General features: G+C 42.2%; 25 protein-coding genes and 1 tRNA gene. 1 reads left to right on the forward strand and 25 read right to left on the reverse strand.

The features are described from left to right. Nucleotides 1–8: 8 nt before the first annotated feature. From EUBREC_RS13295 to EUBREC_RS13315, 5 genes are all read right to left on the reverse strand, one after another. Nucleotides 9–890 carry a phosphate ABC transporter substrate-binding protein gene (locus tag EUBREC_RS13295; protein ID WP_041254229.1) on the reverse strand — a complete coding sequence of 294 codons (882 nt, stop codon included), beginning with the start codon at nt 888–890 and terminating at the stop codon, nt 9–11. Between the two features lie 89 nt (nt 891–979). Beyond that, the gene (locus EUBREC_RS13300; RefSeq protein WP_012743714.1) at nt 980–1,216 is read right to left on the reverse strand and encodes a hypothetical protein; all 237 of its coding nucleotides are present in this window, start codon (nt 1,214–1,216) and stop codon (nt 980–982) included. 121 nt (nt 1,217–1,337) lie between these two features. Next, the gene (locus EUBREC_RS16725) at nt 1,338–2,063 is read right to left on the reverse strand and encodes a PDDEXK family nuclease (protein ID WP_012743715.1); all 726 of its coding nucleotides are present in this window, start codon (nt 2,061–2,063) and stop codon (nt 1,338–1,340) included. Nucleotides 2,064–2,551: 488 nt separating this feature from the next. Continuing rightward, the gene (locus EUBREC_RS13310) at nt 2,552–4,441 is read right to left on the reverse strand and encodes an EAL domain-containing protein (RefSeq protein WP_012743716.1); all 1,890 of its coding nucleotides are present in this window, start codon (nt 4,439–4,441) and stop codon (nt 2,552–2,554) included. A 209-nt stretch (nt 4,442–4,650) separates the two neighbouring features. Then, nucleotides 4,651–4,724, reverse strand: a tRNA-Pro gene (locus tag EUBREC_RS13315). Nucleotides 4,725–4,983: 259 nt separating this feature from the next. On the opposite strand from EUBREC_RS13315, the gene ymfI reads away from it, so the two are divergent. Beyond that, nucleotides 4,984–5,754, forward strand: a complete 771-nt coding sequence (gene ymfI, locus EUBREC_RS13320; protein WP_012743717.1) for an elongation factor P 5-aminopentanone reductase — start codon at nt 4,984–4,986, stop codon at nt 5,752–5,754. A gap of 521 nt (nt 5,755–6,275) precedes the next feature. Here ymfI and glgX read toward each other — a convergent pair. The 20 genes from glgX to EUBREC_RS13415 all read right to left on the reverse strand — a co-directional run bounded on the left by glgX (nt 6,276) and on the right by EUBREC_RS13415 (nt 26,442). Further along, nucleotides 6,276–8,408, reverse strand: coding sequence for a glycogen debranching protein GlgX (gene glgX, locus EUBREC_RS13325; protein ID WP_012743719.1), 2,133 nt, complete (start codon nt 8,406–8,408; stop codon nt 6,276–6,278). Between the two features lie 143 nt (nt 8,409–8,551). Then, a complete protein-coding gene (locus EUBREC_RS13330) occupies nt 8,552–9,766 on the reverse strand; it encodes a CapA family protein (RefSeq protein ID WP_012743720.1) in 1,215 nt (404 codons plus the stop codon). A gap of 47 nt (nt 9,767–9,813) precedes the next feature. Continuing rightward, on the reverse strand, nt 9,814–10,626 hold the full coding sequence (locus EUBREC_RS13335; RefSeq protein ID WP_012743721.1) for a class I SAM-dependent methyltransferase: 813 nt from the start codon (nt 10,624–10,626) through the stop codon (nt 9,814–9,816). A gap of 17 nt (nt 10,627–10,643) precedes the next feature. Next, nucleotides 10,644–11,012, reverse strand: a complete 369-nt coding sequence (locus EUBREC_RS13340; protein ID WP_012743722.1) for an ArsR/SmtB family transcription factor — start codon at nt 11,010–11,012, stop codon at nt 10,644–10,646. Between the two features lie 566 nt (nt 11,013–11,578). After that, nucleotides 11,579–13,462 carry a heavy metal translocating P-type ATPase gene (locus EUBREC_RS13345; protein WP_172622361.1) on the reverse strand — a complete coding sequence of 628 codons (1,884 nt, stop codon included), beginning with the start codon at nt 13,460–13,462 and terminating at the stop codon, nt 11,579–11,581. 96 nt (nt 13,463–13,558) lie between these two features. Further along, nucleotides 13,559–13,777, reverse strand: a complete 219-nt coding sequence (locus EUBREC_RS13350; protein WP_012743724.1) for a cation transporter — start codon at nt 13,775–13,777, stop codon at nt 13,559–13,561. 184 nt (nt 13,778–13,961) lie between these two features. After that, complete coding sequence (locus EUBREC_RS13355; RefSeq protein WP_022292971.1) at nt 13,962–14,159, reverse strand: hypothetical protein; 198 nt, start codon at nt 14,157–14,159, stop codon at nt 13,962–13,964. A 123-nt stretch (nt 14,160–14,282) separates the two neighbouring features. After that, the gene (gene thrH / locus EUBREC_RS13360) at nt 14,283–14,882 is read right to left on the reverse strand and encodes a bifunctional phosphoserine phosphatase/homoserine phosphotransferase ThrH (RefSeq protein ID WP_012743726.1); all 600 of its coding nucleotides are present in this window, start codon (nt 14,880–14,882) and stop codon (nt 14,283–14,285) included. 197 nt (nt 14,883–15,079) lie between these two features. Next, nucleotides 15,080–15,742 (reverse strand): HD domain-containing protein, encoded by a 663-nt coding sequence (locus tag EUBREC_RS13365; RefSeq protein ID WP_012743727.1) that lies wholly within the window; start codon nt 15,740–15,742, stop codon nt 15,080–15,082. Nucleotides 15,743–15,765: 23 nt separating this feature from the next. After that, entirely contained in the window at nt 15,766–15,915 is a 150-nt protein-coding gene (locus tag EUBREC_RS17540; RefSeq protein WP_015568449.1) for a hypothetical protein, read from the reverse strand. Further along, on the reverse strand, nt 15,912–17,120 hold the full coding sequence (locus EUBREC_RS13370; RefSeq protein WP_012743729.1) for an AAA family ATPase: 1,209 nt from the start codon (nt 17,118–17,120) through the stop codon (nt 15,912–15,914). Before EUBREC_RS13370 ends, EUBREC_RS17540 begins: the two co-directional genes overlap by 4 nt. A gap of 195 nt (nt 17,121–17,315) precedes the next feature. Then, nucleotides 17,316–18,083, reverse strand: coding sequence for a tryptophan synthase subunit alpha (gene trpA / locus EUBREC_RS13375; protein WP_012743730.1), 768 nt, complete (start codon nt 18,081–18,083; stop codon nt 17,316–17,318). After that, entirely contained in the window at nt 18,076–19,266 is a 1,191-nt protein-coding gene (trpB, locus tag EUBREC_RS13380) for a tryptophan synthase subunit beta (RefSeq protein ID WP_012743731.1), read from the reverse strand. Before trpB ends, trpA begins: the two co-directional genes overlap by 8 nt. A 98-nt stretch (nt 19,267–19,364) precedes the next feature. Next, a complete protein-coding gene (gene trpC, locus EUBREC_RS13385) occupies nt 19,365–20,153 on the reverse strand; it encodes an indole-3-glycerol phosphate synthase TrpC (RefSeq protein ID WP_012743732.1) in 789 nt (262 codons plus the stop codon). 26 nt (nt 20,154–20,179) lie between these two features. Beyond that, the gene (gene trpD, locus EUBREC_RS13390; RefSeq protein WP_012743733.1) at nt 20,180–21,196 is read right to left on the reverse strand and encodes an anthranilate phosphoribosyltransferase; all 1,017 of its coding nucleotides are present in this window, start codon (nt 21,194–21,196) and stop codon (nt 20,180–20,182) included. Nucleotides 21,197–21,316: 120 nt separating this feature from the next. Next, nucleotides 21,317–21,883 carry an anthranilate synthase component II gene (locus EUBREC_RS13395; RefSeq protein ID WP_012743734.1) on the reverse strand — a complete coding sequence of 189 codons (567 nt, stop codon included), beginning with the start codon at nt 21,881–21,883 and terminating at the stop codon, nt 21,317–21,319. Continuing rightward, entirely contained in the window at nt 21,880–23,346 is a 1,467-nt protein-coding gene (trpE, locus tag EUBREC_RS13400) for an anthranilate synthase component I (protein ID WP_041254233.1), read from the reverse strand. Before trpE ends, EUBREC_RS13395 begins: the two co-directional genes overlap by 4 nt. A 591-nt stretch (nt 23,347–23,937) precedes the next feature. After that, nucleotides 23,938–24,411, reverse strand: a complete 474-nt coding sequence (locus EUBREC_RS13405; protein WP_012743738.1) for a GNAT family N-acetyltransferase — start codon at nt 24,409–24,411, stop codon at nt 23,938–23,940. Between the two features lie 48 nt (nt 24,412–24,459). Further along, a complete protein-coding gene (locus EUBREC_RS13410; protein WP_012743739.1) occupies nt 24,460–25,371 on the reverse strand; it encodes a C2H2-type zinc finger protein in 912 nt (303 codons plus the stop codon). A 39-nt stretch (nt 25,372–25,410) separates the two neighbouring features. Then, nucleotides 25,411–26,442: an ATP-binding protein gene (locus EUBREC_RS13415; RefSeq protein WP_012743740.1), complete on the reverse strand. Its 1,032-nt coding sequence runs from the start codon at nt 26,440–26,442 to the stop codon at nt 25,411–25,413. Between the last annotated feature and the right edge of the window lie 9 nt (nt 26,443–26,451).

The following is a 26,451-nucleotide window of genomic DNA, read 5'->3' on the forward strand; positions in this document are numbered from 1 at the left end:
GATAATTTCTACTGAGGGAGGATAAGGCCCACCTTCTTGATAACTGCCTGTCCCTCATCAGAGTTTACATAGTCAAACCAAGCTTTAACAATATCGTTCTGCTCGTCAATCTTGCCCTTTGTAGCCATTACGAATGGACGAGAAAGGAGATATTTGCCTGCTACAATGTTTTCCTCTGTTGCCTCTACTCCGTCAATTTTCATTGCTGTTACTGTATCATCAAGCACGTCAAGTGAAACATATCCGATTGCTCCCGGTGTTGAGCCTACCTTTGCAAGAACTGCTCCTGTTGAGTCAAGCTCCTGTGCATATTTGCACTGATCCTTTACATCAAGAAGCTCCTCGAAGGCTCCTCTTGTACCAGAAGCTGCCTCACGGCCGATTGCTACGATTGCCTCATCTTTTCCACCAAGGTCTTTCCAGTTTGAAATCTCACCTGTGTAGATTTTCTTTAAGTCATCTGATGTAAGCTCTGTTACTGAGTTGTCCTTGTCTGTGATTACTGCGATTCCGTCAATTGCTACGATGTTTTCCTCAACGCCGTTTGCTTTCTCATCATCTGTAAGTGCTCTTGATGAATCTCCGATATCTACGCTTCCTGCTGTCACTGACTCGATTCCTGAACCAGAGCCTGTATACTCTACTGTTACTGTTACTCCAGGGTTTTTCTCCATGAATGACTCCTTGAGCGCCTCACAAAGCTTCTCCATTGAAGTACTTCCCGCAAGTGAAAGTGAACCGCTTAAGTTCTCATTTGATGTACCTTCATCTGCGCTTGTATCTGCATTGTTGTCTGCTCCGTCTGAGCCTGAGCCACATCCTGTAAATGCTGCTGTCATCATTGTTGCAGCAGTTGCTAAAACTAAAAGTTTTTTCATACGATTTTTCATTTTAATTTCCTCTTTCATTTCTTTCTTGAATTTGTTTCTTTGTTCGTTACAACTGATATAGTAATAGGGAAATGTAAAATGCAAAATCATTAGTGTGTAAAATGCATGTAAAAAAATATTTTTAATTTACTGTACGATTGTAAATTCATATCCTCCGGTGGCTGTACATCTGTCCTGCCGGATGGTGGCTCTTTGAGCGTGGGAGTCTCTTTATTTGTACTTTCATCTGCTGTATTGCCGAATGTATCTGTGTTTGCGTTTTCTGTATCTAAAAGATCCGGGAATGTTCCTCCGTTTCCGTCAATCAGCTTAAGGCGCGCATCCAATGCCTCGTTTATACTTATATAGTTTGCGATGTTTATCGTGCCTACAATTGCAATAAGAACAATTGAAACTCATAACATTGCTATGGCTATAAATTTTCTTCGTAATTTTTTGAGCATTTTATCACCTGCACATTTTTTCTATTTCATGTTCTACATCCATTGGGTCCAATGGACTTTCCGCTGTTTCATATGTCAATATAAGATTTTTCCCCTGATAATATCCATTTTCGTTATATTTCAATATCTTTCGATAAGCTTTATTTCGATAATCAGGATTGTCTATCAAGCCAAGATGCTCCCACAGAATTATATCGCCATTTTTCTTCTCAACCGTAAAATCGGGATAATAAATACCATCTGAGATTTTAATCGCCTTCTCGTACTCAAACTTTATATTATTATCATACAAGGCTGTCGCAATAATTACTTCTGATTTTGACCGCACTATAATTCCCATTTTAGTATAAAACTTGAGTGCTTCAGGGTTAGGAACCTGTGTCTTTTCATTTGTCTCTTCATTGTCCTTCTTATCAACTGCTAAAAGTATACTTCTATAATGTTTTTGCTTCAACATTTTCTGGGCATAATCGGTTTTATATTTTTTCCGGGCCTTCCTGTTTGTCTCGAGTAGTCTGAGCTCATTTATTGTATCCTTCAAATAAAGCTCCAGATATTTTTTATTGACAAGATTTCTGATTTCTTTATCATTTTTCTTTGATAAATACTCTCTTCTGCCATTTTTCCAAACATACCATTTAACATTTCCATCCTTTTGTGTTGGATAGATTGTTCCTTCCTCAGTGATGGTCTCCAGTCTTTGTTGAATCCCTGATATCTCACCTTCCAACCATTGGATTCTATTATCTATTGAACTTATTTTATTTTCCTCCTAACTCTTTGCATCATGTGATGCCAGTATTTTCTAAATAAAAAGACAAAAAAAGTGAATTTTCAGAAAAAATAAAAATAATTATTGCTCAAGATTCATAGGTGCCCCTGCCATATGGAAACATTTCTACCCAAATATTATGATTAAAGGTTCAAAAGGTATCATCGATGCACGCTTGCATGCAATTCGATGTATACCTTAGTGACCCGCACTACACCGAGAAAGTAGCAATTTGCTGCGGGGACGCAGAAAATTAGCGGATTTCGAGGTGTAGTCAGATTACGGGAATGCGTAGCATGTAGCAATCTGATTAATCATAAATGAGGGGCAAAATACCTTTTGCCCCTCATATCATTATTATCTTGTATGAATAAAATAAACTATGCATTATTGCTTTCTATGAATGAAATAAACTATGCATTATTGCTTTCTATGAATGAAATAAACTATGTATTATTGCTTTCTATGAATGAAATAAACTCAGCAGCATTTCTCGGTTTTGAGAAATAGTAGCCCTGAATGTAATCTATTCCAAGCTCATCCAGCTTTGCCAACTGCTCCTTCTCCTCAATTCCCTCAGAAACAATCTCAAGCTTAAGCTTTTGAATCATGCCCATTGCGGCATCCATAACCGGCTTGCCCTTTCCGTTGTCAAAATATGCATTTGTCATGCCTCTGTCAAATTTCACAATGTCAATCGGCATATCAACAATATAGCTTAAATTTGACTGACCTGTGCCAAAATCATCCAGCGCAAACCTCACTCCCACCTTACGCAGGGCATTCATATTATCAAGCAGTATCTTTTTTTCAGTGATAGATGCAGACTCTGTAATCTCAAGCACAATATCATTTGCATCCACATGATATTTCTCCATAATTGCAATAAAATCCTGCGCTAAATGGTCATAAGCACACTGCACCACTGACAGGTTGCATTCAATATACTCAATTCCCATCGCATGTATATCATGCTGTACAATAAATCTGCACACTATCTCAAACACGCGCTCTCCAAGCCTTAAAATGAGTCCCCGCTTCTCAGCTACAGCAATAAACCTGCCCGGAGGTATGATATTTCCCTCGCGCGACCTTATTCTGACAAGCGCCTCCGCAGAGGTGAATTTATGCGTTTTAGTGTTATAAATAGGCTGGTAAAATACCTCAACACGGTTATCGCGCAATGCCTCTATTATCTCATTCTCAACCGAATTTTCATCATATATGTGCTCAATGACTTCATTATTTATGAGCATCACGCCGCGCCCCGTAAACTCAGCTCTGTTACGCTTGGCATATTGAAAAAGCCCCAGTATATCCGATGGTCTCCGCACAAGCTCAGTAGACCTTAGATAATATATTTCCCCAAACAGCATCGTCATATTGTCACCGCCCCATGGCTTGTCGAACCTGCGTTCCAATATTCCGATTGTTTTTTCTGCACAATCAGTATTCTCAAAAACCAGCAGATACTCGTTTGCCGAGCTTCTAAAAACATAATTATCAGGCAGCTTATTTATAAAAGAAACCACCTCATAAAAAATACTTTTTTCCATCTCGCGGGTGAAAAAATCATTTTCATTGCTTCCATAGCGAATACACACTATCGATACATCATTCCCCTGTCCATATGCCTCCTTCATGTATTCAAAAAGGGCATTGAGGTTGAAAAATCCTGTATCCCTGTCAATATTTGCCATTGGATTTTCAAGCATAATAAAAAGGATAAGCACACCTATCACACTCGCAAAGCTGACAATCAATATTTTTTTATCTATAAACTGAATAACCGCCGATATAAACATAAGAGCCACCCAGACCTGCATGCTCTTTCTTCTTCTCGGATTTATAGCCTGACTGTATTTTTTTGTCAGCATTAGAATAAGCGCCAGCAGAATTACAGTTACTGCATATGTTATAATAACAGCCGGACCATATGTATAAACTATATTATCCGAATCATAAATTTTAATCGGTACGACCATTATCAGAATATCAGTTAAGATTCCAAATATCCACAGCCGCTTTCTCCACTTGCGCTCAAGCTCTTTTTTCCTGAAAATATCCACGCATATATACCAGAAGGCCACCATGGCAACCCATGTAACCGTCCAGAGATATAATTTGCAGATAATATTGGTAGCAGTATGAGGATATCCGCTTCTTTTTTCAATTGCAACAAGTGCGAAAATATCAGAGAAAAGTGACAGCAAGCCTGCAATCCATACCTCAACAAAAGCCTTCGATGTATGTAATATAATCTTTTTCTGCGAAATATAAAAATACATTATTACGAACATCACCGCAATGGCACACATTTGTGAAACAATATTCATATCCCCTATTTCCTGAACCTTTCCTAAACCAAACCAATACCCTAGTACTATTTTACCGTTATTTTACCAATAAAGCAATATATTGTTTTGATTTACAAAGAACTAAATAAAAAAGTTACTATTCACACTGAACAGTAACAAAAAAACACGCTATGCGCGTGCTCCAAAATAATACAGTCGATAACTATTCAGATACATACATAAATAAATCGGCGTGACAAGATTCGAACTTGCGACCTCTACGTCCCGAACGTAGCGCTCTACCAAACTGAGCCACACGCCGTCTGCAATTCGTTTTGCAACTATTAAATAATATCACAATGTATAAATTTTGTCTACCCCATAATATATATTTATGGTATGATTTATGCTGTATAAGATGATAAAAATTTACACTATTGTGCCCAGCCTCACAGCGAGGTATCATACCCATGGCAGAACTGTAATTTAATCACGTAATTATTTTCTTTATACTATGAAGCCGGCCCGACAGCGCAGCGATCGGCTTAGCACCACGGTATATAAATTATAAGGAGAATATCATGACAAATCAGACAAATCACACCAATCACATAAATCACATAAATAAAACAGCTATAATAACCGGAGCTTCACGCGGTATCGGTGCCGCCATTGCCAAAAAGCTGGCTTCCTGTGGCTATAACCTCTCACTTTGCTGCCGCAATTCATCTGACAGGCTAAAGGCACTGGCTGATGAGCTTCACTGTGCATACGGAATTGAGGTGCTATGCTACACCGGAAATGTAGGAGACTTTTTCTTTGCCAAGGATATGGTTACGAATACCATTTCCCATTTTGGCCATATAGATGTGCTCATTAACAATGCCGGCATATCGCATATCGGGCTACTGAGCGACATGACACCGGAGGAATGGAACAATATCGTGGCGATAAATCTGACCGGTGTTTTCAACTTTACAAAGCTCGTCACCCCTTATATGGTTGCCGATAAATGTGGCCGCATACTACAGATTTCATCTGTCTGGGGCAATGTCGGAGCCTCCTGTGAGGTGGCATACTCAGCCTGCAAGGGCGGTATAAATGCATTTACCAAGGCACTCGGCAAGGAGCTTGCGCCATCGCATATTCCGGTAAATGCCATAGCCTGCGGTGTCATAGATACCGATATGAACCGCTGCTTTGATGAGACAGAACGCGCTGAGCTGGCCGATGAAATCCCTGCCGGACGCTTTGCCACAGCCTGTGAGGTCGCAGATATGGCTTACTCCGTCATCACTGCACCTGATTACCTCACAGGACAGATAATCACTTTTGATGGTGGCTGGATTTAAAATTGTAATTTTAATTTTCGTATTTTTTAGATATTTGTTGATTTTTGTAATTATTGTGTTACAATTCACTTATGAATAGTATAAATAACTTTCTATTAGAAAAGCAACTATCAACCATTAGTACAACTGTGCCTGACAGGCTTGATTATCTGATGAGGCTCCACAACTTGACCAACATTGCTCTTTCTGAAATCATGTGCTGTGCAGAATCAACTATTTCAGGCTACAGGACAGGCCGTAGAGTGCCTGACATTTTTGTCATTTGCCATTTAAGTACAATTTTTGGTGTCACACCCAATTATTTTCTTGGATTCACAGACGAAATTTGTCCAACTCACAACTGATTATGTGATATATACAATGCCTTCCGGTATCACTTCATAACCATCACAGGCTACTGATGCAAATGTCACATAAAATATATTGAAAAATGAAAGGGGGAAATGTTACAGTCTAAGCCAAAACCGTAACAAAAAACAGCCCGGTGCACATATCACAATGTGTTCCGGGCTGTTTTTTTGTTATTCTGCCACAAGTATTATCGTGGTCCTTGCAGGAACTCTTATGGTGTTGACACCCAAAAGCTCTGTCTTTGCCGTGAAGTCCTCTCCGTCAAAATACTCTGCATTGGTGTTGGTGTCCACATGCCAGTGTTTTCCGTTCGGAAGCACCGGAAGCTGCATTACAAGCGGCTCCCAATATGCATTCATGCAATAGAATACAATATCATCCTCCGTGTCCTCCTCATTTCTTCCGGCATACATGATGCCGATAAGCTTTGTCTTGTAATCCGTTGAGGCATTGAACGGTGTACCGTTGTGCACACTGATTTCCGGGAACTGGCAGGATGAAGGCTTTGTCATCTTTCTGAGTATAGGATGCTCTTTCCTGAACTGAATCATATGACGCACGAAATCATGGATTTCCTTGAATTCCTCAAGCCTGCTCCAGTCGAGCCATGAGATGATATTGTCCTGACAATACGCGTTGTTGTTTCCAAACTGGGTGTTACAGAACTCATCGCCCGCAAAAAACATCGCCGGGCCACGGCTGCACAAAAGCGCTGCAAATGCATTCTTTATAAGGCGCCTTCTAAGTCCGTTTACATTTGGATCGTCTGTCTCGCCCTCTGCGCCACAGTTCCAGCTATGTCCGTTGTTGTCTCCGTCTGTGTTATTCCAGCCGTTTTTCTCATTGTGCTTTTCATTGTATGAGTAAAGGTCATACAGTGTAAAGCCATCATGACAGGTCAGGAAATTGACTGATGCCTTGTGTCCTCTGCTCTCCGGGCTGTAAAGGTCGCGTGAGCCGGTGATACGTGTGATGGCATTTCCCGCCATACCGTCATCGCCCTTTAAAAAGCTTCTCATGTCATCCCTGTATCTGCCGTTCCACTCAGCCCATCTGTTCCATGACGGGAAGCTTCCCACCTGATACAGTCCGCCTGCATCCCAGGCCTCTGCGATGAGCTTCATCTTGCCAAGTACCGGGTCGAATGCCAGCGACTCAAGAATCGGCGGATTGGCCATAGGTGCACCGTTTTGGTCTCTTCCGAGAATGGAAGCCAGGTCAAATCTGAAGCCATCCACTCTGTACTCAATGGCCCAGTGTCTCAGACAGTCTATGATAAAGCTGCGCACAACAGGATGATTACAGTTCATAACGTTTCCACAGCCACTGAAATTGTAGTAGTGTGCATCCGGTGTAAGCATATAGTACACGTTATTGTCTATTCCCTTGAAGGAGAAGCACGGTCCCATCTCATTTCCCTCAGCGGTATGGTTGAACACCACATCAAGAATGACCTCTATGCCATTTTCCTTTAAAGCCTTTATCAGCGATTTCAGCTCGTCTCCCTCGTGGTTGTGCTCCTCGTTGAAGGCATAGCTGGTATTCGGTGCAAAAAATGATACTGTGTTGTAGCCCCAGTAATTGTAAAGCTGCACACCATCGACCACTCTCGCGCTCTCCATCTCATCGAACTCAAAAATCGGCATGAGCTCCACTGCATTTATTCCAAGGTCCTTAAGATACGGAATCTTATCCTTCAAACCGGCAAATGTACCCGGTGCGCTGACTCCAGATGACTTATCCTTTGTATAGCCCCTCACATGTGTCTCATAAATCACAAGGTCCTCAAAGGGTTGCTCAAGCTGCTTTATGTTGCCCCAGTCAAAGCTGCTTTTTACAACTCTGGCTCTGTACTCAAAATCCTTGCCACCCTCCGGCTTTTCTCCCCATTTTCGCTGTCCAGTGACCGCTCTGGAATATGGGTCTAAAAGGACATTTTCCTCGTTAAACAAAAGTCCCTTTGCCGGCTCATATGGTCCGTCAAACGAAAATGCATACTCAAATTCATCCGGCTTTATATCAAAAACAAGCATGGAGTAGGTATCTCCTATCCTATATGAATCAGGAAACGGAATCCTCGCATACGGTTTTGGTGCCTGTGGCTTGAACAATAAAAGAGTACACCTTGTTGCTCCATGGGAATTGATGGTAAAGCTCACTCCGTTCGATGCCACGCACGCTCCGTACATTCTGAAAAAGCCCGGACGTATCTTAAATCCCTCTACCACATCAAGCGGCAGCAGGCCTGTATTTACTACATCCTCATGCTTTTCTTCTTTACTGCGCTCTCTCCACATATACATATTGCTCTTTGCTCCCTTACTATATTTGTATGATGGTACATGCCTTTTGTTGCATGACTGCTTTTTATCTTAATTCGTAAAAAAATGATATTGTAACTATTCAGCCCTTCTTTTTCTCAGTGGTTCTGAATAGTTACCTACTGTTAATTTACATGCAGCTTTCCAAGCCCATCAATTTCTATTTTACTATAATTTTGTGAATATGTGTTCATTAAATTGCATATCTCCTGAGCTTTTTCGCCCGAAGCCACTGTCGGCCTGAAATCATTGTATGAGCTTACGCTGCTTAAGGTGCATGGAATAATCTGAGCATCTATGCCCGGCTGCAATTCACCATTTATCAGAGTAAATGCCTGCTGATAAATCGCCGTGTTCTTGTCTGCCGGATTTTTATTGCCTCCGAAGCAGAAATTTCCAAGACTGTAGCATATCATTTTGCCGTTATAGACCTCCATCCCCTGCAGTACATGAGGGTGGTTTCCGACTACCAGGTCTGCTCCCCAGTCGATGATACGATGTGCTGCCGCCTGCTGATAGTCATTAGGGTAATGGTCACCCTCTATGCCCCAGTGGCAGCATGCGATAACTATCGCCGCTCCCTGTTCACGAAGCTGCGCTATACCGTTTTGGATATATGCCTCTCGGTCACCGTTTTGTGACAAAAGGCTGACCGACACTATTCCAATCCTTGTCCCATCAGCCGTCTCGTAAATACCGGTATGATCATTGAAGCCATACACTATCCCGGCATTGTCGAGCACATTTCTCGTATCGTCAAGTCCCTGCTGTCCATAGTCGTATGTGTGATTATTTCCAAGACTGCAGGCCTCGATGGAGCTGCCCGTCATAATTCCGATGAAGCCAGGCTTTCCTTTAAGGTTCCAGCGCTTTTCTACGCGATCCGTCGCATCCGATAGCACACACTCCAGATTGATGAGTGTCATATCGTCAGCCTCAAAAATATCTCTCACACCGCCGAAAAAGTAGTCCTGTCCCTTTGAGTCATAATAAGAATTAAAGCTTCCGTCATAGCTTTGCTCCTGATTGTTGCCGAGTGTACAGTCTCCTGTAGCCGTAATCACTATGGTTGACATCTGTGGCTGCTGTGTATCCGCTTCTGTTGCATCAGCTTTGGTTGCATCAGACTGTGTACTCCCTGTGCCTTGTGCTGTACTGTCAACTGCGTTATCGTCTTCTTTTTCGGTATCCGATGTGTCTTTAACTACATCCACACCATTCCGGTTAGCGGCTTCCTTTATATTATCTCCAATATATTCTTTTCCTATGAGTGCTCCCGCCATAATGATGCATAAAACCAAAAGCACACATAATAGAATTTTTAATCCCTTGTTTTTCATAGTTCTCCTCATATGTAATCTTATACTGTGTTATATTTGAAAAGGCTTTATTCAGAATCACCACACACCCTTAAAATATCAACCGTGTGCGCACTTGCTCCCATCAGGTCTGCTCTCTCACATGTTGAAAGATGATACTGTACAAACATATCAAACTCTTCCTCGTCAAGAGCATTCAAATATGGCCTGATATAATTTGCCGCGCCATCGGCTGCTATTATCTTTTCGCGTGTAAGGGCTGCCTGTGCGTTTAATGCCTCTATATCTTCTAATCGGACAAAACTGTACAAATCATTAGCTTTTTCTGTACAATGGAAGCTCTCATCGAGCATTCCGCCATCTATTCCCTCTTTTATATGCTTCTCCTTTATGGCATAGGTTATCACGCTGTACTCATTCATAATGTATGCTACAAGTATGTAACCACCCGGTTTTGTCACCCTTTTTGCCTCATTTAATGCGGCAAGCTTTTCCTCTGCCGACTTCAGATGATACATAGGTCCGAATACGAGTGTGAGGTCAAATTCATCGTTTCCAAACTTTTTAAGCTTTGTGGCATTGCCCTGGTATGCCTTTACTTTATCGCTCTTTTGCTTCAGTCTGCCGAGGTTATGCTTAACTAACTCGAGTGCTGTCACATCATAGCCCTCCTCGGCAAGAGGCACTGAATATCTGCCTGTTCCCGCACCGACATCCAGGATTTTAATCTGTGAGCGAAGATCAAGCTGCTTCTCATTCATCAAGCTGCCAAGACAATCGTGTATATACTTCATGGAGGTGATAAACTCTACCCTGCCGTGGCGGCTGTTCAGGCGCTTTTCCTCGTTAAATTTGTTATAGTATTCTTCTAATTCTGTCACGTATATTCCTCCCTGTATTATTCTTCGATATGCTCACGTCCCTGCGCAATGATTGTGCGCACATGTCCGTCGGCAAGTGAATAAAACACTGATTTTCCCTCACGTCTGCTGTTTACGAGCTTGTTTGCCTTTAATATTCTAAGCTGGTGTGATATGGCGGACTGTGTCATGTTGAGCACCTTTGCAAGGTCGCAGACGCATACCTCCGCTTCAAACAACACAAAGAGGATTCTGATTCTGGTGGAGTCGCCAAATACCTTAAAAAGCTCTGCAAGGTCGTAGAGCTCGGTTTCCTCCGGCATTGTATCATTTACTATTTTCAGAAGATCTTCGTGGATTTCGTTGCAGTCGCAGCATTCTATCTGTTCATTTATGTTTTCGCTCATGGTGTGGTGTCCTTTCTGCGCTATTTTTGCGTTATATTTACTTTTTGGCTATGGGGCGGGTGCTCCGCATAAATTGCATGTGCCTTCGCTCAGTATTTCGATATTAAGACTCTGTAGGAATTATGATTTAGGTTTTGGCTATAGGACGCAACCGGCTTTTAGCGCCGTCCGTGCGTCCATGCACGGACATTGCTGTGTTGTGACATAATTCCAACAGACTCTAAATATCTCCATATTCGCGATGTCTCATGCAATTTCTACAAGCACCCTTAGTTTTTGGCTCATTTAAGGTATTGACGCGTCGTATTGGCGGGAGCGTAACTGCTCAGTGCCTTCGCAGTTACGGGGCTGGTCCGGATGCGTGTAAGGGCACTGCAGGAATTTACTTAGCTTTTGTTTATTAGCTATTGCCGTTTAATTGTCTTTTGTTACTGTCACACTTTCGTGTGAACAGTAACTTCTTTATACGCGAAAGACAGAGTGCACCTCTTGGGTGCATTCTGTCTGGTATTTTTTATATAGTAGTTTCATCATGCTTTGATATCTGCTTTTTGGGCTCTATGCATTTAGAGCTTGTGTACGAATAATGCGCGGATTGCATTTAGCACTGCTATCACCATTACTCCTACGTCTGCAAATATTGCGAGCCACATATTGGCTATTCCGACTGCTCCGAGCACGAGGCAGATCAGCTTGATACCTATTGCGAAGTATGTGTTTTCATATACTATTCGCAGGCATTTGCGCGATATTTTTATTGCTTTTGCTATCTTTAGCGGGTCATCATCCATGAGGACGATATCTGCGGCTTCGATTGCTGCATCTGAGCCCATGGCGCCCATTGCAATTCCTATATCGGCTCTTGAGAGCACCGGTGCATCGTTGATTCCGTCTCCGACGAAGGCTAGCTTTTCTTTACTGCCCTTTCTTGCGAGCAGTTCTTCTACCTTTGCTACTTTATCACCCGGTAAAAGCTCACTGTATACTTCATCAATTCCCAGCTCGGCCGCTACTGAGTCGGCTACTGTCCTCGAATCGCCTGTAAGCATTATTGTACATTTTATTCCGGCTTTTTTCAATGCCTTTATTGCTGCCGCTGAGGTTGGCTTTATCTTATCTGAGATAAGGATATAGCCCTCATATCTGCCGTCTATTGCGATATGAACTATGGTGCCGACCTTGTCAGTTTCACTGTAGCTTAAGCCCAGCTTTTTCATAAGCTTATAGTTTCCTGCCGCTACAGATATGCCATCTACCTTTGCGGTGATTCCATGGCCGCTGATTTCCTCAATGTCTGTCACGCGGTTTCTGTCGATTTCCTTTCCATACGCCTTCTGTAAACTTCTGCTGATTGGATGCGATGAGCTGCTCTCTGCAAGTGCTGCGTACTCGAGCACCTTTTCTCTATCGAGCGTATTGTCGTAGACTCCTGCCACCTCGAAAACGCCCTCTGTCATGGTGCCGGTCTTGTCAAATACAACGTATCTGGTCTGTGATAAGGTCTCAAGATAGTTTGAGCCCTTTACAAGAACACCCTCGCGGCTGGCGCCTCCGATTCCTGCAAAAAAGCTGAGCGGAATACTGATGACCAGCGCGCACGGACAGCTTATTACAAGGAAGGTAAGTGCCCTGTATATCCATATGCCCCACTGTGGTGCGGCTGACATGAAAAGTATTCTGACAATCGGTGGCAGTATCGCAAGTGCAAGTGCACTGTAGCAGACTGCCGGAGTGTAATACTTGGCAAATTTTGATATGAAGTTTTCTGATTTTGATTTCTTTGAGCTTGAATTTTCAACGAGGTCAAGTATCTTTGAAACCGTTGATTCGCCAAACTCTTTGGTCGTTTTAATCTTTAAAACACCTGACATATTGATGCATCCGCTGATTATCTCATCACCGCATTTTGCATTCCTCGGCACGCTCTCACCTGTAAGTGCGCTGGTGTTTAATGTAGATGAGCCCTCAACTATCACACCGTCGATAGGGACCTTTTCACCGGGCTGTACCACGATTACTGAGCCGATAGCAACCTCATCAGGATCAACCTGGGTGAGCTTTCCGTCCACCTCGATATTGGCATAGTCGGGTTTGATGTCCATGAGCTCGCTGATATTCTTACGGCTCTTTCCGACTGCATAGCTCTGAAACAGCTCTCCTATCTGGTAGAAGAGCATAACGGCTATAGCCTCTGTATAGTCACCATTCTCATAAAGTGCAACCGCTATCGCACCTACAGTGGCAACCGCCATCAGGAAGTTTTCATCAAATACCTGCTTGTTTTTGATTCCCTTAAATGCTTTTTTCAGGATATCGTATCCTATAACCAGATAAGGCACCATGTAAAGCAGGAACCTGATAATTCCCTTAACCGGTATGAAATGTAATATAATCATGAGTACCGCTGCGATTATGATACGCGCAAGTACTTTTTTCTGCTTTTTATTCATACGCCATAGCTCCATTCATTATAATCTCTTGATAATCACCCTTACTATAGCGCAGGCATTGAAATAATATCGTTTGTCATTCCTGCGCCCGGCAATTTATAAGAAAATCTCGCAGTCGTCCTCTACCTTTTTACAGTTCTTAAGAACCTCCTGCATAACCGCCTTTGCATCCTGTCCCTCTTCAAACTCAACGCTCATCTTGAGTGTCATGAAATTGACTGTAGCATCCTTTACACCTGCTGTATTCTTTGCGGCATCCTCCATCTTGTTGGCGCAGTTAGCGCAGTCTACATCGATTTTGTAAGTCTTCTTCATAGTGGTGTTCTCCTTATTTTCATGAATTATTTGTTTTACTGTACGTTTTTATTGAACATATGAATGATTGTTCATATGTTGATTTTATTATAGCACCTTTTGTACTGTTGTCAATACACAATGTGCATCTACACAAAATTTATTCACATACTCTAATCACATAATTAATCTCATAGTTTATGATTCAGGCTTCATCTGTGATATTTTCTTTCCAGCTGCTTCCCTCTTTTATCCCATTTGCCGTAAGCCATTCATCCTCAACCTCTACATGACGCTGTCTGCCGTTTTCATCCTCGAGATAAACCACGCATTTTGCTTTTGCGCCGTCTGCTCTTTCCTCACAGCCAAAATCAGCCTCATATATGTGTGTTACCGTATACATCTGCATCTACCTTCTTTCATATGATTTTGCATGACATAAATATATAGAAACTTCCCACATGTACAGGTGGATGTGTCCACTCTAAAATATCATGTGGGAAGCTTTTTTCAACTATATTTATGATTATAATGCTGCTTTAATCGCCGCAAGCAGCTCATCATATGTCTCATATGCAGGAAGCTCAGGGTAGTCCTTCTTGATGGCATCTGTGCTTCTGAAAAGGAAACCTGCCTTGCTGGCCTGTATCATGCCTAAATCATTGTGGCTGTCACCGCTTGCGATGGTATCGTATCCGATAGACTGCAATGCCTTTACAGTTGTAAGCTTTGACTGCTCACATCTCATTCTAAAGCCTGTAATCTCGCCATCTTCAGCAACCTCAAGCTCGTTACAAAAGATTGTCGGCCAGCCGAGCTTCTTCATGAGCGGGCCTGCAAACTGTGAAAATGTATCACTGATGATGATTACCTGTGTGATTGAACGAAGCTCATCCAAGAATTCCTTTGCGCCAGGCATTGGATCTATCTTTGCGATTGTCTCCTGGATTTCTTTTAATCCGAGTCCGTGCTCCTTTAAAATATTTATTCTATAGTTCATGAGCTTATCATAATCCGGCTCATCTCTTGTTGTCTTCTCAAGCTCAGGAATGCCTGTCTCCTTTGCAAATGCAATCCAGATTTCAGGTACCAATACTCCCTCAAGGTCTAAGCATACAATATTCATTTTGATTCCTCCGTGTGTTTTATTCTGTGGATTTCGATGAAGCTCAATATACTTGTCAGGTAACTATTTAAGCAGCCTTGAATAATTACATTTCATTTATAGTTCACCGATTTAATCCAGTAAAGTATATCATACAAGACGACTGTCTACAATAGAATTATACGTGATTTTTCAAAGGATTTTTCAGTAAATCATTATTACCGTCCATTACGCTCGCTGGCTTTTACACACGCACCGGCTTCCGCAGAGAAGACGCCCTCATCGTCTATGATATTTCCGCTCTCAACATGCTTTTTCAGTATATTGTTAAACGCATAATCCCATATTTTCTCTGAGCCAAGTGCTGTGCGCTTATTTCTGCCGAGTATCTGCGACAGCTTTACACTGTGCTCACGCCATGAAAGCCCGTCCGATGCATCGTTTAGGAGCATTGGCTGAATATTGTCCATGGTGCGGGCAAATCTGGCTTCCGGTGTCTGCTGCGCCTCAAATTCCTCCCACAGCTCTAAAAGCGGCTCGCCCTGTTCCTTTGGCAAGAGTCCGTATATACGCTCCGCCGCCTTCTGCTCACGCTCATGCTGTGTGGCCTTGCCTGCCTCATCATAGGCATATGTGTCTCCTGCGTCAATCTCTACTATGTCGTGTATCAAAAGCATTCCTACTGTCTTTAGCACGTCTATCTTCTCATTGGCATACTCACTCAAGAGCATGGTCATGATAGCCATATGCCAGGCATGCTCCGCATCATTTTCCTTGCGGCTGGCATCAGCTAAATAAGTCTGGCGGAATATCTCCTTTTCCTTGTCGATTTCTCTGATGAAATCAAGCTGTTTTTCTAATCTTTCGTTTTCCTGCATCATTTTACTGGTTCCTTCTTCCTATCCTATCCGATTTTTAAATATGGTCTCAAGTGTTTAATCAATTCATGTACTTTTGTGCCTGGAGCTGAACTTGCAGGAGTTTTTCCTTCATTCATTGCATCCAAGCGTTCAGCATTTGTTATTGCAAAATCCATGAAAGGTTTTAAACTCATAGCCATTCTCCTCCTGCCAGCATATTTGTCAGATATGGATCTGCACCATAACGCCCTTCCAGATATTGTTTATCATAGGCTGCAGTACTATTTACTCGTTCATTGTTTTCTCTTCTGATTTCATATAGGGAATATATTTCACTTTCGTGCCTTTCATTTTCTGCCGCAAACCATATTTCATCCCGTCTGAAAACTGTATTTTTCATTGTTGTCATATCATGGGAAGTAAAGAGTAACTGCGCTCCCTTTTTGTTTACATTCTTATTCTTAAACAATGAAATTACATAACGAAGCAGTTTAGGATGCAATTTTGCATCCAATTCATCAATAATCACCAGCCGACCTTCTTGCAGTGCTAACAAAATCACAGGTAATGCCGCGATCATTTTCTTTGTTCCATCTGACTCATCATTAAAACTTAATTCATAAATCTTTCCCTCTATCATACGCTGCGTATACAGTTCATGATTTTCTTCATCATACCGATAACCTGATACATCAATATCAACATCATTTAGTGCACGAACAATTCTCTTTCGATATGATTCATCATCAGAAAACATTATTTGTCTGTCTGCAATCGGATTTGCATAGTTTTTGACAATGCATGATTCAAACCACTTCTGAACTTCCACAATTACCGGTATATCATAGTTGATTGCCAGAAAAGATAAATATGGCATCTTGGGGTTTACCGAGCGGTTAATACTCGCTTTATTGATGCTTGCACCCAATGTAATTTCAGCACCTTCCCTATCAAAAACCATACCCGTTCTCTTTCCACCAATGGCTTTCCAATACAGAGATTCTTCAACAATGTCATCCCCGCATATTGATAAGTTGTACCTGTATTCATTTTTTCCCTGTCGGAAATACACTTCAAATTCTGTCGGCATTTTCCTAGATATTTCATTAAAATAGAATGGTGCCGCACTTATCTTCTGCTGAATAATAATCTTTTCTCTTGCCTTCTCCAATTCATATATCGGCTTAACCACTGTAGAAATCAAACATGAAAGAGCTAGTAACAGATTGGTTTTTCCCCCACCATTCGGACCATATATAACCCCTACGGGAAGAAGTGCATCTGCTTTCTCGCTTTTTAACAACGATTCTGAAAATTCCGGAATAGATGTTGCCTGAAAATCGAATGTTGTTGTTTCTTTATATGATTTAAAGTTTTTAAAAGAAAATTGACACAGCATCCTGATATTCCTCCCTCTGAACTGTCTTATTTGCACTTATTATATAATTAATATATTCGTTTTTCAAGTTTTATACCCATATTTCATAAATTTTATTTTTGAAATATGGGTATAAAAGTCATTTTTTCTGATTTTATAATATTATTTTAAATTTCCTTAGAAAATCTCCTTTACATACATAAAAATACAATGCCTCTACAGTGCATCCTTCATTGCTTTAACATACTCACCGACATACTTTGGTGAAGCCTCACCATACTCATCGATTATCTTGATGATGGCAGAGCCCACAATGGCACCATCCGAGATATCTGCCATCTTCTTTGCCTGCTTGGGTGTTGAAATGCCAAAACCGATAGCACATGGCACATCTGTGTTTTCTCTGATTACCTTGACTATTGAAGCCAGATCTGTCTTAATCTCGCTTCTTGTACCGGTGACTCCGAGGCTTGAAATCACATAGATGAAGCCGGTTGCCTCCTTTGCTATCATCGCAATGCGATCCTTTGATGTAGGTGCGATAAATGAAATAAGGTCCACATCATATTTCTCGCAGAGTGGTAAAAACTCTTCCTTTTCCTCATATGGGATATCCGGCAGAATGAGTCCGTCAATGCCTATTTCCTTACATGTACTGATAAACTTTTCTGCGCCGTAAGAGTAAACCACGTTTGCATATGTCATGAAAACCATAGGAATTGTGACATCTTTTCTCAGATCTCTCACAAGGTCAAAAACCTTGTCTGTTGTAACTCCGGCTGCAAGTGCCTTTATGTTGGCGCCCTGGATTACAGGTCCCTCTGCTGTAGGATCAGAGAATGGAATTCCCAGCTCTATAAGGTCTGCTCCGTTTGCAACTGCTTCTCTTACGATTTTTTCAGTTGTCTCTAAATTTGGATCACCACAGGTGATAAATGGTATAAACGCCTTGCCGTTTTCAAACGCACTTCTTATCTTATTCATAAATATTCTCCCCTCTGTATCTTGCTATTGCCGCGCAGTCCTTGTCGCCTCTGCCTGAAACAGTAACAACGATTATCTTGTCCTTGTCCATTGTAGGCGCCAGCTTCATGGCATATGCCACTGCATGTGAGGACTCGATTGCAGGGATGATTCCCTCTGTCTTTGCGAGGTATTCAAAAGCATTTACCGCTTCATCATCTGTTACCGGTACATATTTTGCTCTTCCGATATCGTGCAGATATGCGTGCTCCGGTCCGACTCCCGGATAGTCAAGTCCTGCAGAAATTGAATAAACCGGAGCAATCTGTCCATATTTATCCTGACAGAAATATGACTTCATGCCGTGGAAGATACCAAGACGGCCTGTATTTACTGTGGCTGCAGTCTCAAATGTATCTATTCCCCTTCCTGCTGCCTCGCAGCCGATGAGCTCAACTCCCTCATCCTCTATGAAGTTGTAAAAGCTTCCAATGGCATTTGAGCCGCCGCCCACACATGCGATAACCGCATCAGGCAGTCTGTGCTCCTTTTCAAGCATCTGCTCCTTGATTTCCTTTGAGATGACCGCCTGGAAATCTCTTACGATGGTAGGGAACGGATGTGGTCCCATAACTGAGCCCAGGCAGTAATGTGTGTCCGAAATTCTCTTGGTCCACTCTCTCATTGCCTCCGATACGGCATCCTTTAATGTGGCTGTACCTGATGTAACCGGGATAACCTCTGCTCCGAGCAGACGCATGCGGTATACATTGAGCGCCTGACGCTTTGTGTCCTCCTCGCCCATGAATACAACGCATTCCATACCCATAAGGGCTGCGGCCGTTGCTGTTGCCACACCGTGCTGACCGGCTCCGGTCTCAGCTATCAGGCGGGTTTTGCCCATTTTCTTTGCAAGAAGTGCCTGACCTAATACGTTGTTGATCTTGTGGGCTCCTGTATGGTTTAAATCCTCTCTTTTAAGGTATATTTTTGCTCCACCGAGATCCTTTGTCATCTTTTCTGCGTAGTACAGTCTCGATGGTCTTCCTGCATAATCGTTGAGAAGCTCTGTGAGCTCTCTGTTAAATTCAGGATCGTTTTTGTAATAATTGTATGCTTCTTCTAATTCTTTAACGGCATTCATGAGGGTTTCAGGAATGTACTGTCCTCCGTGAATACCAAATCTTCCGTTTGGATTTGTCATGATGTTTTCCCTTCTGATGTATATTTGTAAATATTTTGTTTTCTGTACTGAATAGTTACAGATATTCTTAAAACCATGAAGATACTTATATATCTCTATTAGCTTAATCGCAATTCATCAAGCTTAGCCTTTTTGTCGTCCGCTCTCATCAGCGTCTCTCCGATAAGCACTGCGTCAGCTCCGATTTCACGTATTGCCCTGATATCGTCTGTGCTCTTTACACCGCTTTCCGATACAAATATGATGTCATCGGGAATCAGGTCACGAAGCTTTCTGCTGTTAGCTGTATCAACTGTAAAATCCTTCAGATTGCGGTTGTTGACACCTATTATTCTGGCACCGGCTCTTACCGCCATCCCTGCCTCTTTTTCATCGTGTATCTCCACAAGGGCGCTTATGCCAAGACTGTCACAGATTTTTATATATTCACCAAGCTGTTCCTCTGACAGTATGGAGCAGATTAAAAGCACCGCAGCGGCACCGAGTGTCTTTGCCTGATATATCTGATATTCATTAACCGTAAAATCTTTTCGGATGCACGGAATCGAAACCGTTTTTGCAATCTCCTTAAGATACTCATCCGAGCCTAAAAACCACTTCGGCTCTGTCAGTACCGAGATGCAATCCGCACCTGCCGCCTCGTATTCCCTTGCAATTTCAAGATATCTGAAATCCGGCTCTATAAGCCCCTTTGACGGTGAAGCCTTCTTGCACTCGCATATGAAGCTCAAGCCATCCTTTTTGAGTGTTTTTTCAAATGCAAAATCACAAAGCTTTTCGTTTTTCATCTGAATCGCGATATTTTTCATTTCCTCAAGGCTTATTTTTTTCTTGTCCTCTGCCACGCGAAGCCTTGAATATTCTGCTAGCTGATCTAAAATATTCATCGCTTTTCCTTTCCTGTTTTGTGTGCTTAGCTGTTGCTTACATCAATGAGCTTATCGAGTGTTTCAAGTGCTTTTCCTGAATCAATGATTTCAGCTGCTAGCTCGATACCCTCTTTCATGCTGTCGGCCTTTCCTCCTATATAAAGTGATGCGCCTGCGTTCATGAGTACTGCATTTCTCTTATGTCCCTTCTGTCCGCCTAAGATATCACGTACAATTTTCGCATTTTCCTCAGGTGTACCGCCTTTTAAATCCTCCTTTGTACAGCGCTCAAAGCCGAAATCCTCCGGTGAAATTACTGTGGTTCTGAACCATCCGTCCTTTATCTCGCATATCTTGGTCGATGCGCTCATGGAAATCTCATCGAGCTTATCCATGCCATATACTACCATTCCACGCTTTACTCCGAGGCTTACAAGCACCTGTGCAAGCGGCTCTACAAGGTACTCATCATACACTCCGAGAAGCTGCATGGCCGGTGAACCCGGATTTGTGAGCGGTCCTAAAATATTGAATACGGTTCTAAAACCAAGCTCTTTTCTGATAGGTCCGACATATTTCATTGATGTGTGATATTTCTGTGCAAAGAAGAAGCACATGCCGACTTTATTTAAAAGCTCTACACATTTCTCAGGGCTCTGGTCTATGTTGACACCGAGCGCCTCAAGGCAGTCTGCTGTGCCGCATAATGAAGAGGCTGCCCTGTTTCCGTGCTTTGCCACCTTCATGCCGCCTGCTGCTGCAACAAGTGCTGAGGTTGTTGAAATGTTGAAGCTCTGTGCATTGTCTCCGCCTGTTCCTACGATTTCGAACACATCCATACCTGTTTTCACCTGTACCGCATGCTCTCTCATGGCCGCTGCACAGCCTGCGATTTCGTCTGTTGTCTCAGCCTTTGCACTCTTTGTTGAAAGAGCTGCAAGAAACGCTGCATTCTGGGTTGATGTTGTCTCACCGCCCATGATCTCATTCATCACTGCATATGCCTCATCATATGTGAGGTCTTCTTTGTTTACGATTTTTACTATGGCTTCTTTGATCATGATTATGTCCTCCTGTATTCCGATGATATTTCGTTTATAATTTTGTTTATGATTTTGTTCTGCTATTTGTTTTCAATTCAACAACTAATATATAAATTCATTAAACGCTGCAATTTTCAATTAAGCTTTGATAAAATTACTAAGCATCTGCTTTCCGTCCGGTGTCATGATTGACTCCGGGTGAAACTGCACTCCGTATATCGGATATTCCTTGTGCTCAACAGCCATGATCTCACCATCATCTGTAGTGGCTGTAATCTTTAGGCAATCAGGCATCGTGTCCGCATCTGCAGCAAGTGAATGGTAACGTGCTACCTTTGCTTTTTTCGGGCAACCCTTGAATAAAAGGCTTTCTGTGTCAAACGATACATCCGATTGCTTTCCGTGCATGAGCTCCTTTGCATATGTGACTGTCGCACCATATGCTGCGCATATCGCCTGATGTCCGAGGCACACACCAAGGATTGGGATTTCCTTTCCAAGCTCCTTTGCCACAGCTATTATCACGCCCGCATCCTCAGGCCTTCCCGGTCCCGGTGATAATATGATGCGATCAGGCTTTAAAGCCCTAATCTCTTCAACTGTCATCTCATCATTTCTGATTACTCTGATATCAGGCTCTATCTCGCCGATTAGCTGATACAGATTGTAGGAAAAGCTGTCGTAGTTATCAATCAGTAAAATCATTCTTCCACCTCCTGTGAGACTTCCAGTGCCTTAAGAGAAGCCTTTGCCTTGTTTATGCACTCCTGAAATTCCTTCTCAGGATCTGAATCCGCAACTATTCCCGCTCCGCTTCTCACGAAAACCTTGCCGTTTTTCTTGTAGGCAATGCGGATTGCAATACATGTGTCCATGTTTCCTGTAAAATCTATATATCCGATCGCCCCTCCGTAAATGCCTCGCTTGTTGTCCTCAAGCTCTCCGATAAGCTGGCACGCTCTGATCTTTGGTGCTCCTGAAAGTGTTCCTGCCGGGAGCACTGCCTCTATTGCATCGAGTGCGTCGTACTCTTCTCTTATCTCTCCACGCACTGTCGAGCCTATATGCATCACATGTGAATATCTCTCTATGGAATGAAGCTTTTCTACTTTTACAGTTCCGAATTTACTTACCTTTCCGAGGTCATTTCTTCCTAGGTCCACGAGCATATTGTGCTCTGCGAGCTCTTTTTCGTCCTTAAGCAGCCCTTCCTCAAGCTTTTTGTCCTCCTCTGCTGTGGCACCTCTCGGCCTCGTGCCTGCCAGCGGGAATGTGTGAAGCACTCCATTTTCAAGCTTCACAAGTGTCTCCGGAGATGCTCCCGCAACCTCCACATCGGTTCCCGAAAAATAAAACATGTACGGCGAAGGATTTATCGTTCGAAGCACGCGGTAGGTATCAAAAAGGCTTCCCTCAAACGGTGCGCTCAATCTGTTGGATAAAACTATCTGGAAAATATCCCCCTCTTTGATATGGTGCTTTGCCTTCTCGACCATCTCACAATACTGCTCCTTATCAAAAAGCGGTGTGACCTCACCCAGCAGCTTGCCACCCATATTCTGTTTTTTCTCTCCGTGCATCAGAAGCTCCCTAAGCTGCTTTAGCTCAACAATCGCTTTGTTGTAGCCTGTTTCCGGAGCATCAAGTGACATATTTGCGATTAGTATTATCTTTTGGCACAGATTGTCAAATGCTATTACCTTATCAAAAAGCATCAGATCAACATCCTTGAAATCCTCCGTGTCCCTTGCTTTTCCTCTGATGCTTTTCTCCTTGTAGCCCAGATAATCATACGAAAAATAACCCACAAGGCCACCTGTAAAAGAAGGCAGATAATCAAATTTCGGACTCTTGTACTCTGAAAGAATCTGTCTGATGTACTCTGAAGGATTTTCCGTCTCCACCGAAAGCTTTCCAAGCTTCATGTGACCATCTATACAGTTAATCTCAAGCTTTGGATCATATCCCAAAAATGTATATCTTCCCCAGGCTTCATTGGCTTGTGCTGATTCAAGCAGATAACAATGTGTTGAAACATTCTGCAGAATCCTCATAGCCTCTATAGGTGTGATAAAATCTGATAATATCTCACAGCTTACAGGGAGAATGTCATACTTCCCGGTTTTTGCTATTTCTTTAACTTCGGTCAGTGTAGGTGAAATTTTCATATGCTTACCTCCAAATTTTGTGTTTGTGTGAACAAATGCCCAACATACAGCTCGAATTCGCCTTTTCAAGGCTTCTCCGCAGCTTGCGCTGCTACAATTCTCGCTTTATGTTGTGCAGTCCAATGTTCGTTCGCAAGCTTGCATGCGAGCATGCAGACTTGCAAACTCCATTGTCCCTCTTTGTTCACTAAAAAACGCCCTTGACAGAATTTTAGTTCTGTCAAGGACGAATAATCTTAACTATCCGCGGTGCCACCTTGAATTCACGATAAAGCTCGTGCGCTTGGCAGGATACCAACATATCCCGGGCAAATGACGTATGCCCACACGTCGCAGAATACTCTGGATGAATGATAAATCCATTTGACTGCGCCCTCAGCGGTCCATTTGACAACTTGTTTCACACCTGATTCTCAGCACCACAGGCTCTCTGTAAAGGCATCATTGCCGTTATCTCCGCTTCAACGGTTTACAATTTATTTAATTGTCGAAACAGTTTAAACTGTTTTCACTTCTTTAACGATTTAATACTTTATCTCGCTAAATTTGTTTAGAGTTTATCACTCCTTTTTGTGTTTGTCAACATACATTTTACATTAAAATATACTCCATCTGGCGTTCCTTTGTCTTAAGCCCCATCTTCTCATAAAATTTCTCAGCAGATGTGTTTCCGCTCCATACATTGAGCGTGACCTCGTAGCAGCCGAGATGCTTTGCCTCATTCTTGACATATTCAAAAAGCTGCTCTCCGATATGCTGTCCTCTGGTCTTTGCATCTACACACAGATCATCTATGAAAAGCGATGTAAACGGTACCATATTGTTGGAAAACGGCTGCTGTCTTATCTGGCAGAATGCATATCCCATGCAGATATCATCATCATCTGCCGCAACATATATCGGCTTTGTATCGTCCTTTATCATTTCTGCAAGCTCTTCATTTGTATATTTTGTCGTTCCCGGGATAAAAATATCCGGTCTGATATCGGCATGGATCTGAAGCACCTGCTCTAACAATTCTATAAGTCTTGGTATGTCTTTTTCGTGTGCTCTTCTAATATTCATTTTTGAGAATCATCCTTCCTGTTGTCGTTAATGTATAGTTTTTATATTTCAAAATAAATCCAGCATATTATCGAGATAAATGTGCTCTCTGACATGTATCTGATACTGTGGCTTCGTCATATAATAAAGCAGAAATTCAAGTATCATGGCACTTCCAAGCCCTCTGCCCTCTATTTTAAAATTGCTAAAGCCCATCGGCAGATAAGTGTTCTTTATATCATATACTCCTATAAATCCCGGATTTTCCATCGCCTTCGAAAAAAGATATCCCTGCCCCGAATCAGGCGCCACGCAATAATGCTCCGGGCAATCCACTCCCAGATTTTTGCGGCTAACCGTCTCGTAGCATTTCTTCCTGTCCGTGCAGCCAAACCAGCAGCACTCATTGCACAAAAATTCTACTTTTTCCTTTTGATGCTGTGATAGTGCTTTCAGATTGTCAAATGATTTGTTCAACCTGAAATCCGGTACTACATAGCGAAATTCCTCTCTGTTTAGCTCATTTTTAAATTCACTGAAATCCGTCAGAACCTTTGTGGTTGAAGACACAAAATAAAAGTCAGGGTAGTTTTCTTTTATGTAATCAAGCAGAATATCTGAGTAGATGATTATGCCGTTTCCAAAGCCCCTGCTTCGCTCATTATCTCTGCCTATATCAAATATCCTGCACAGTTCGTTACATTTTTTGTCAGGAAGATGCTCCTTAGTAAGCAATGAATTGCTAAAGGTAAGTCTCGCGGATATCCCATATTCCTGCATCAGCTTAAGCACTTCCTTCAAATCGTGCTCACCAAAACCGACGCGGCCTCCGCCCCATATGCAGTCTGCCGGTGCACCGTATATTGAGCCTATGTCGCACCAGTCATAGAAATATTCCCGGTGCTTGCGGTACAGTGGGAGAAATTCTTTGTATAATTCATAAAATTCAAACAATCCCGGTAGATGATAATACGCTTTCATTTTGACTCCTTATTTTAATCTGCTGAACCTGTGCTCATTTTAATAATTTTCAATCACATATTCCTCAAAAAGCGGCAGCGTAAAATACACATATCCCCGTATCTCTCCCGATACAATTCCCTTTTTTATAAGGCGCTTACGATACGGATTGAATTCGTTTGTCTCCATCCCAATTGCATCCCTGATTTCTTTTATTTTTCCGCTTTGTACATCTGCAATCCCCTTTGCAACCATGCGATCCTTCTGAGAAAGCTCCGACCAGATTTTGTCATATACAAATTCGCTCAGATACTGTTCATACTCGCCCAAAATGCCATTGTAATCGCCACCATTGTTCCACGTCAGATATCCTAAAACCTGAAATGCAAAAGGATATCCTTTGGTCAGCCCCGCCATCTGTGCTGCTTTCTCTGGAGATATGTTAAAAATAGTTTTATACTTATTGATTATTGCTGCGTTATTTAATGGTTTGAGCTGGATTTTAGGTGCTCTGTACAAAAATGTAAGACTCTTCTCATTCTGAAGCTCCTCAATATTTTCATACAATCCTGTTCCTAATAGAAATACAGGCAGCTCCTGTCTTACAAATATCTGAAAGGCTCCGGCAAAAACCTTCATGTACTCACTATTTGTCATCTCATCTATCGTAATAAGCAGTCTCTTACCACTCTTTTTAAGCCTTTCCAAAATCTTTATAATAGCTGTCTCTGCATCTGTAATCGGCTGTGTCCCCTCTATAGATACTCCAAAACCGAAAAATGATAGATCGAGCTTTGCCGATTTTATAAGTCCCGCACATATATTATCACTATTCAATTTTGAAAGCATTGCAGGCAGCAGCTCTGTTGCCGGATTGAGTTCTATAACCACCCAGTCATCATTTTCTCTTAGCCTATGCGAAATTTCTGTCATCATTACTGTTTTTCCTGAACCTCGCACACCGGTAATTATAAACATCTGCTGATTTATTGTATCCGCTGTAAAATTCTCAATTATCTCATTAATCTGTACCGGACGGTCTACCGACTCTAGTGGACTTCTTCCAAATGTAAGCGTGAATGGATTTTGCATATCAGCCTC

This window comes from Agathobacter rectalis ATCC 33656 (genome assembly GCF_000020605.1).
GTDB classification, from domain to species: Bacteria; Bacillota; Clostridia; order Lachnospirales; family Lachnospiraceae; genus Roseburia; species Roseburia rectalis.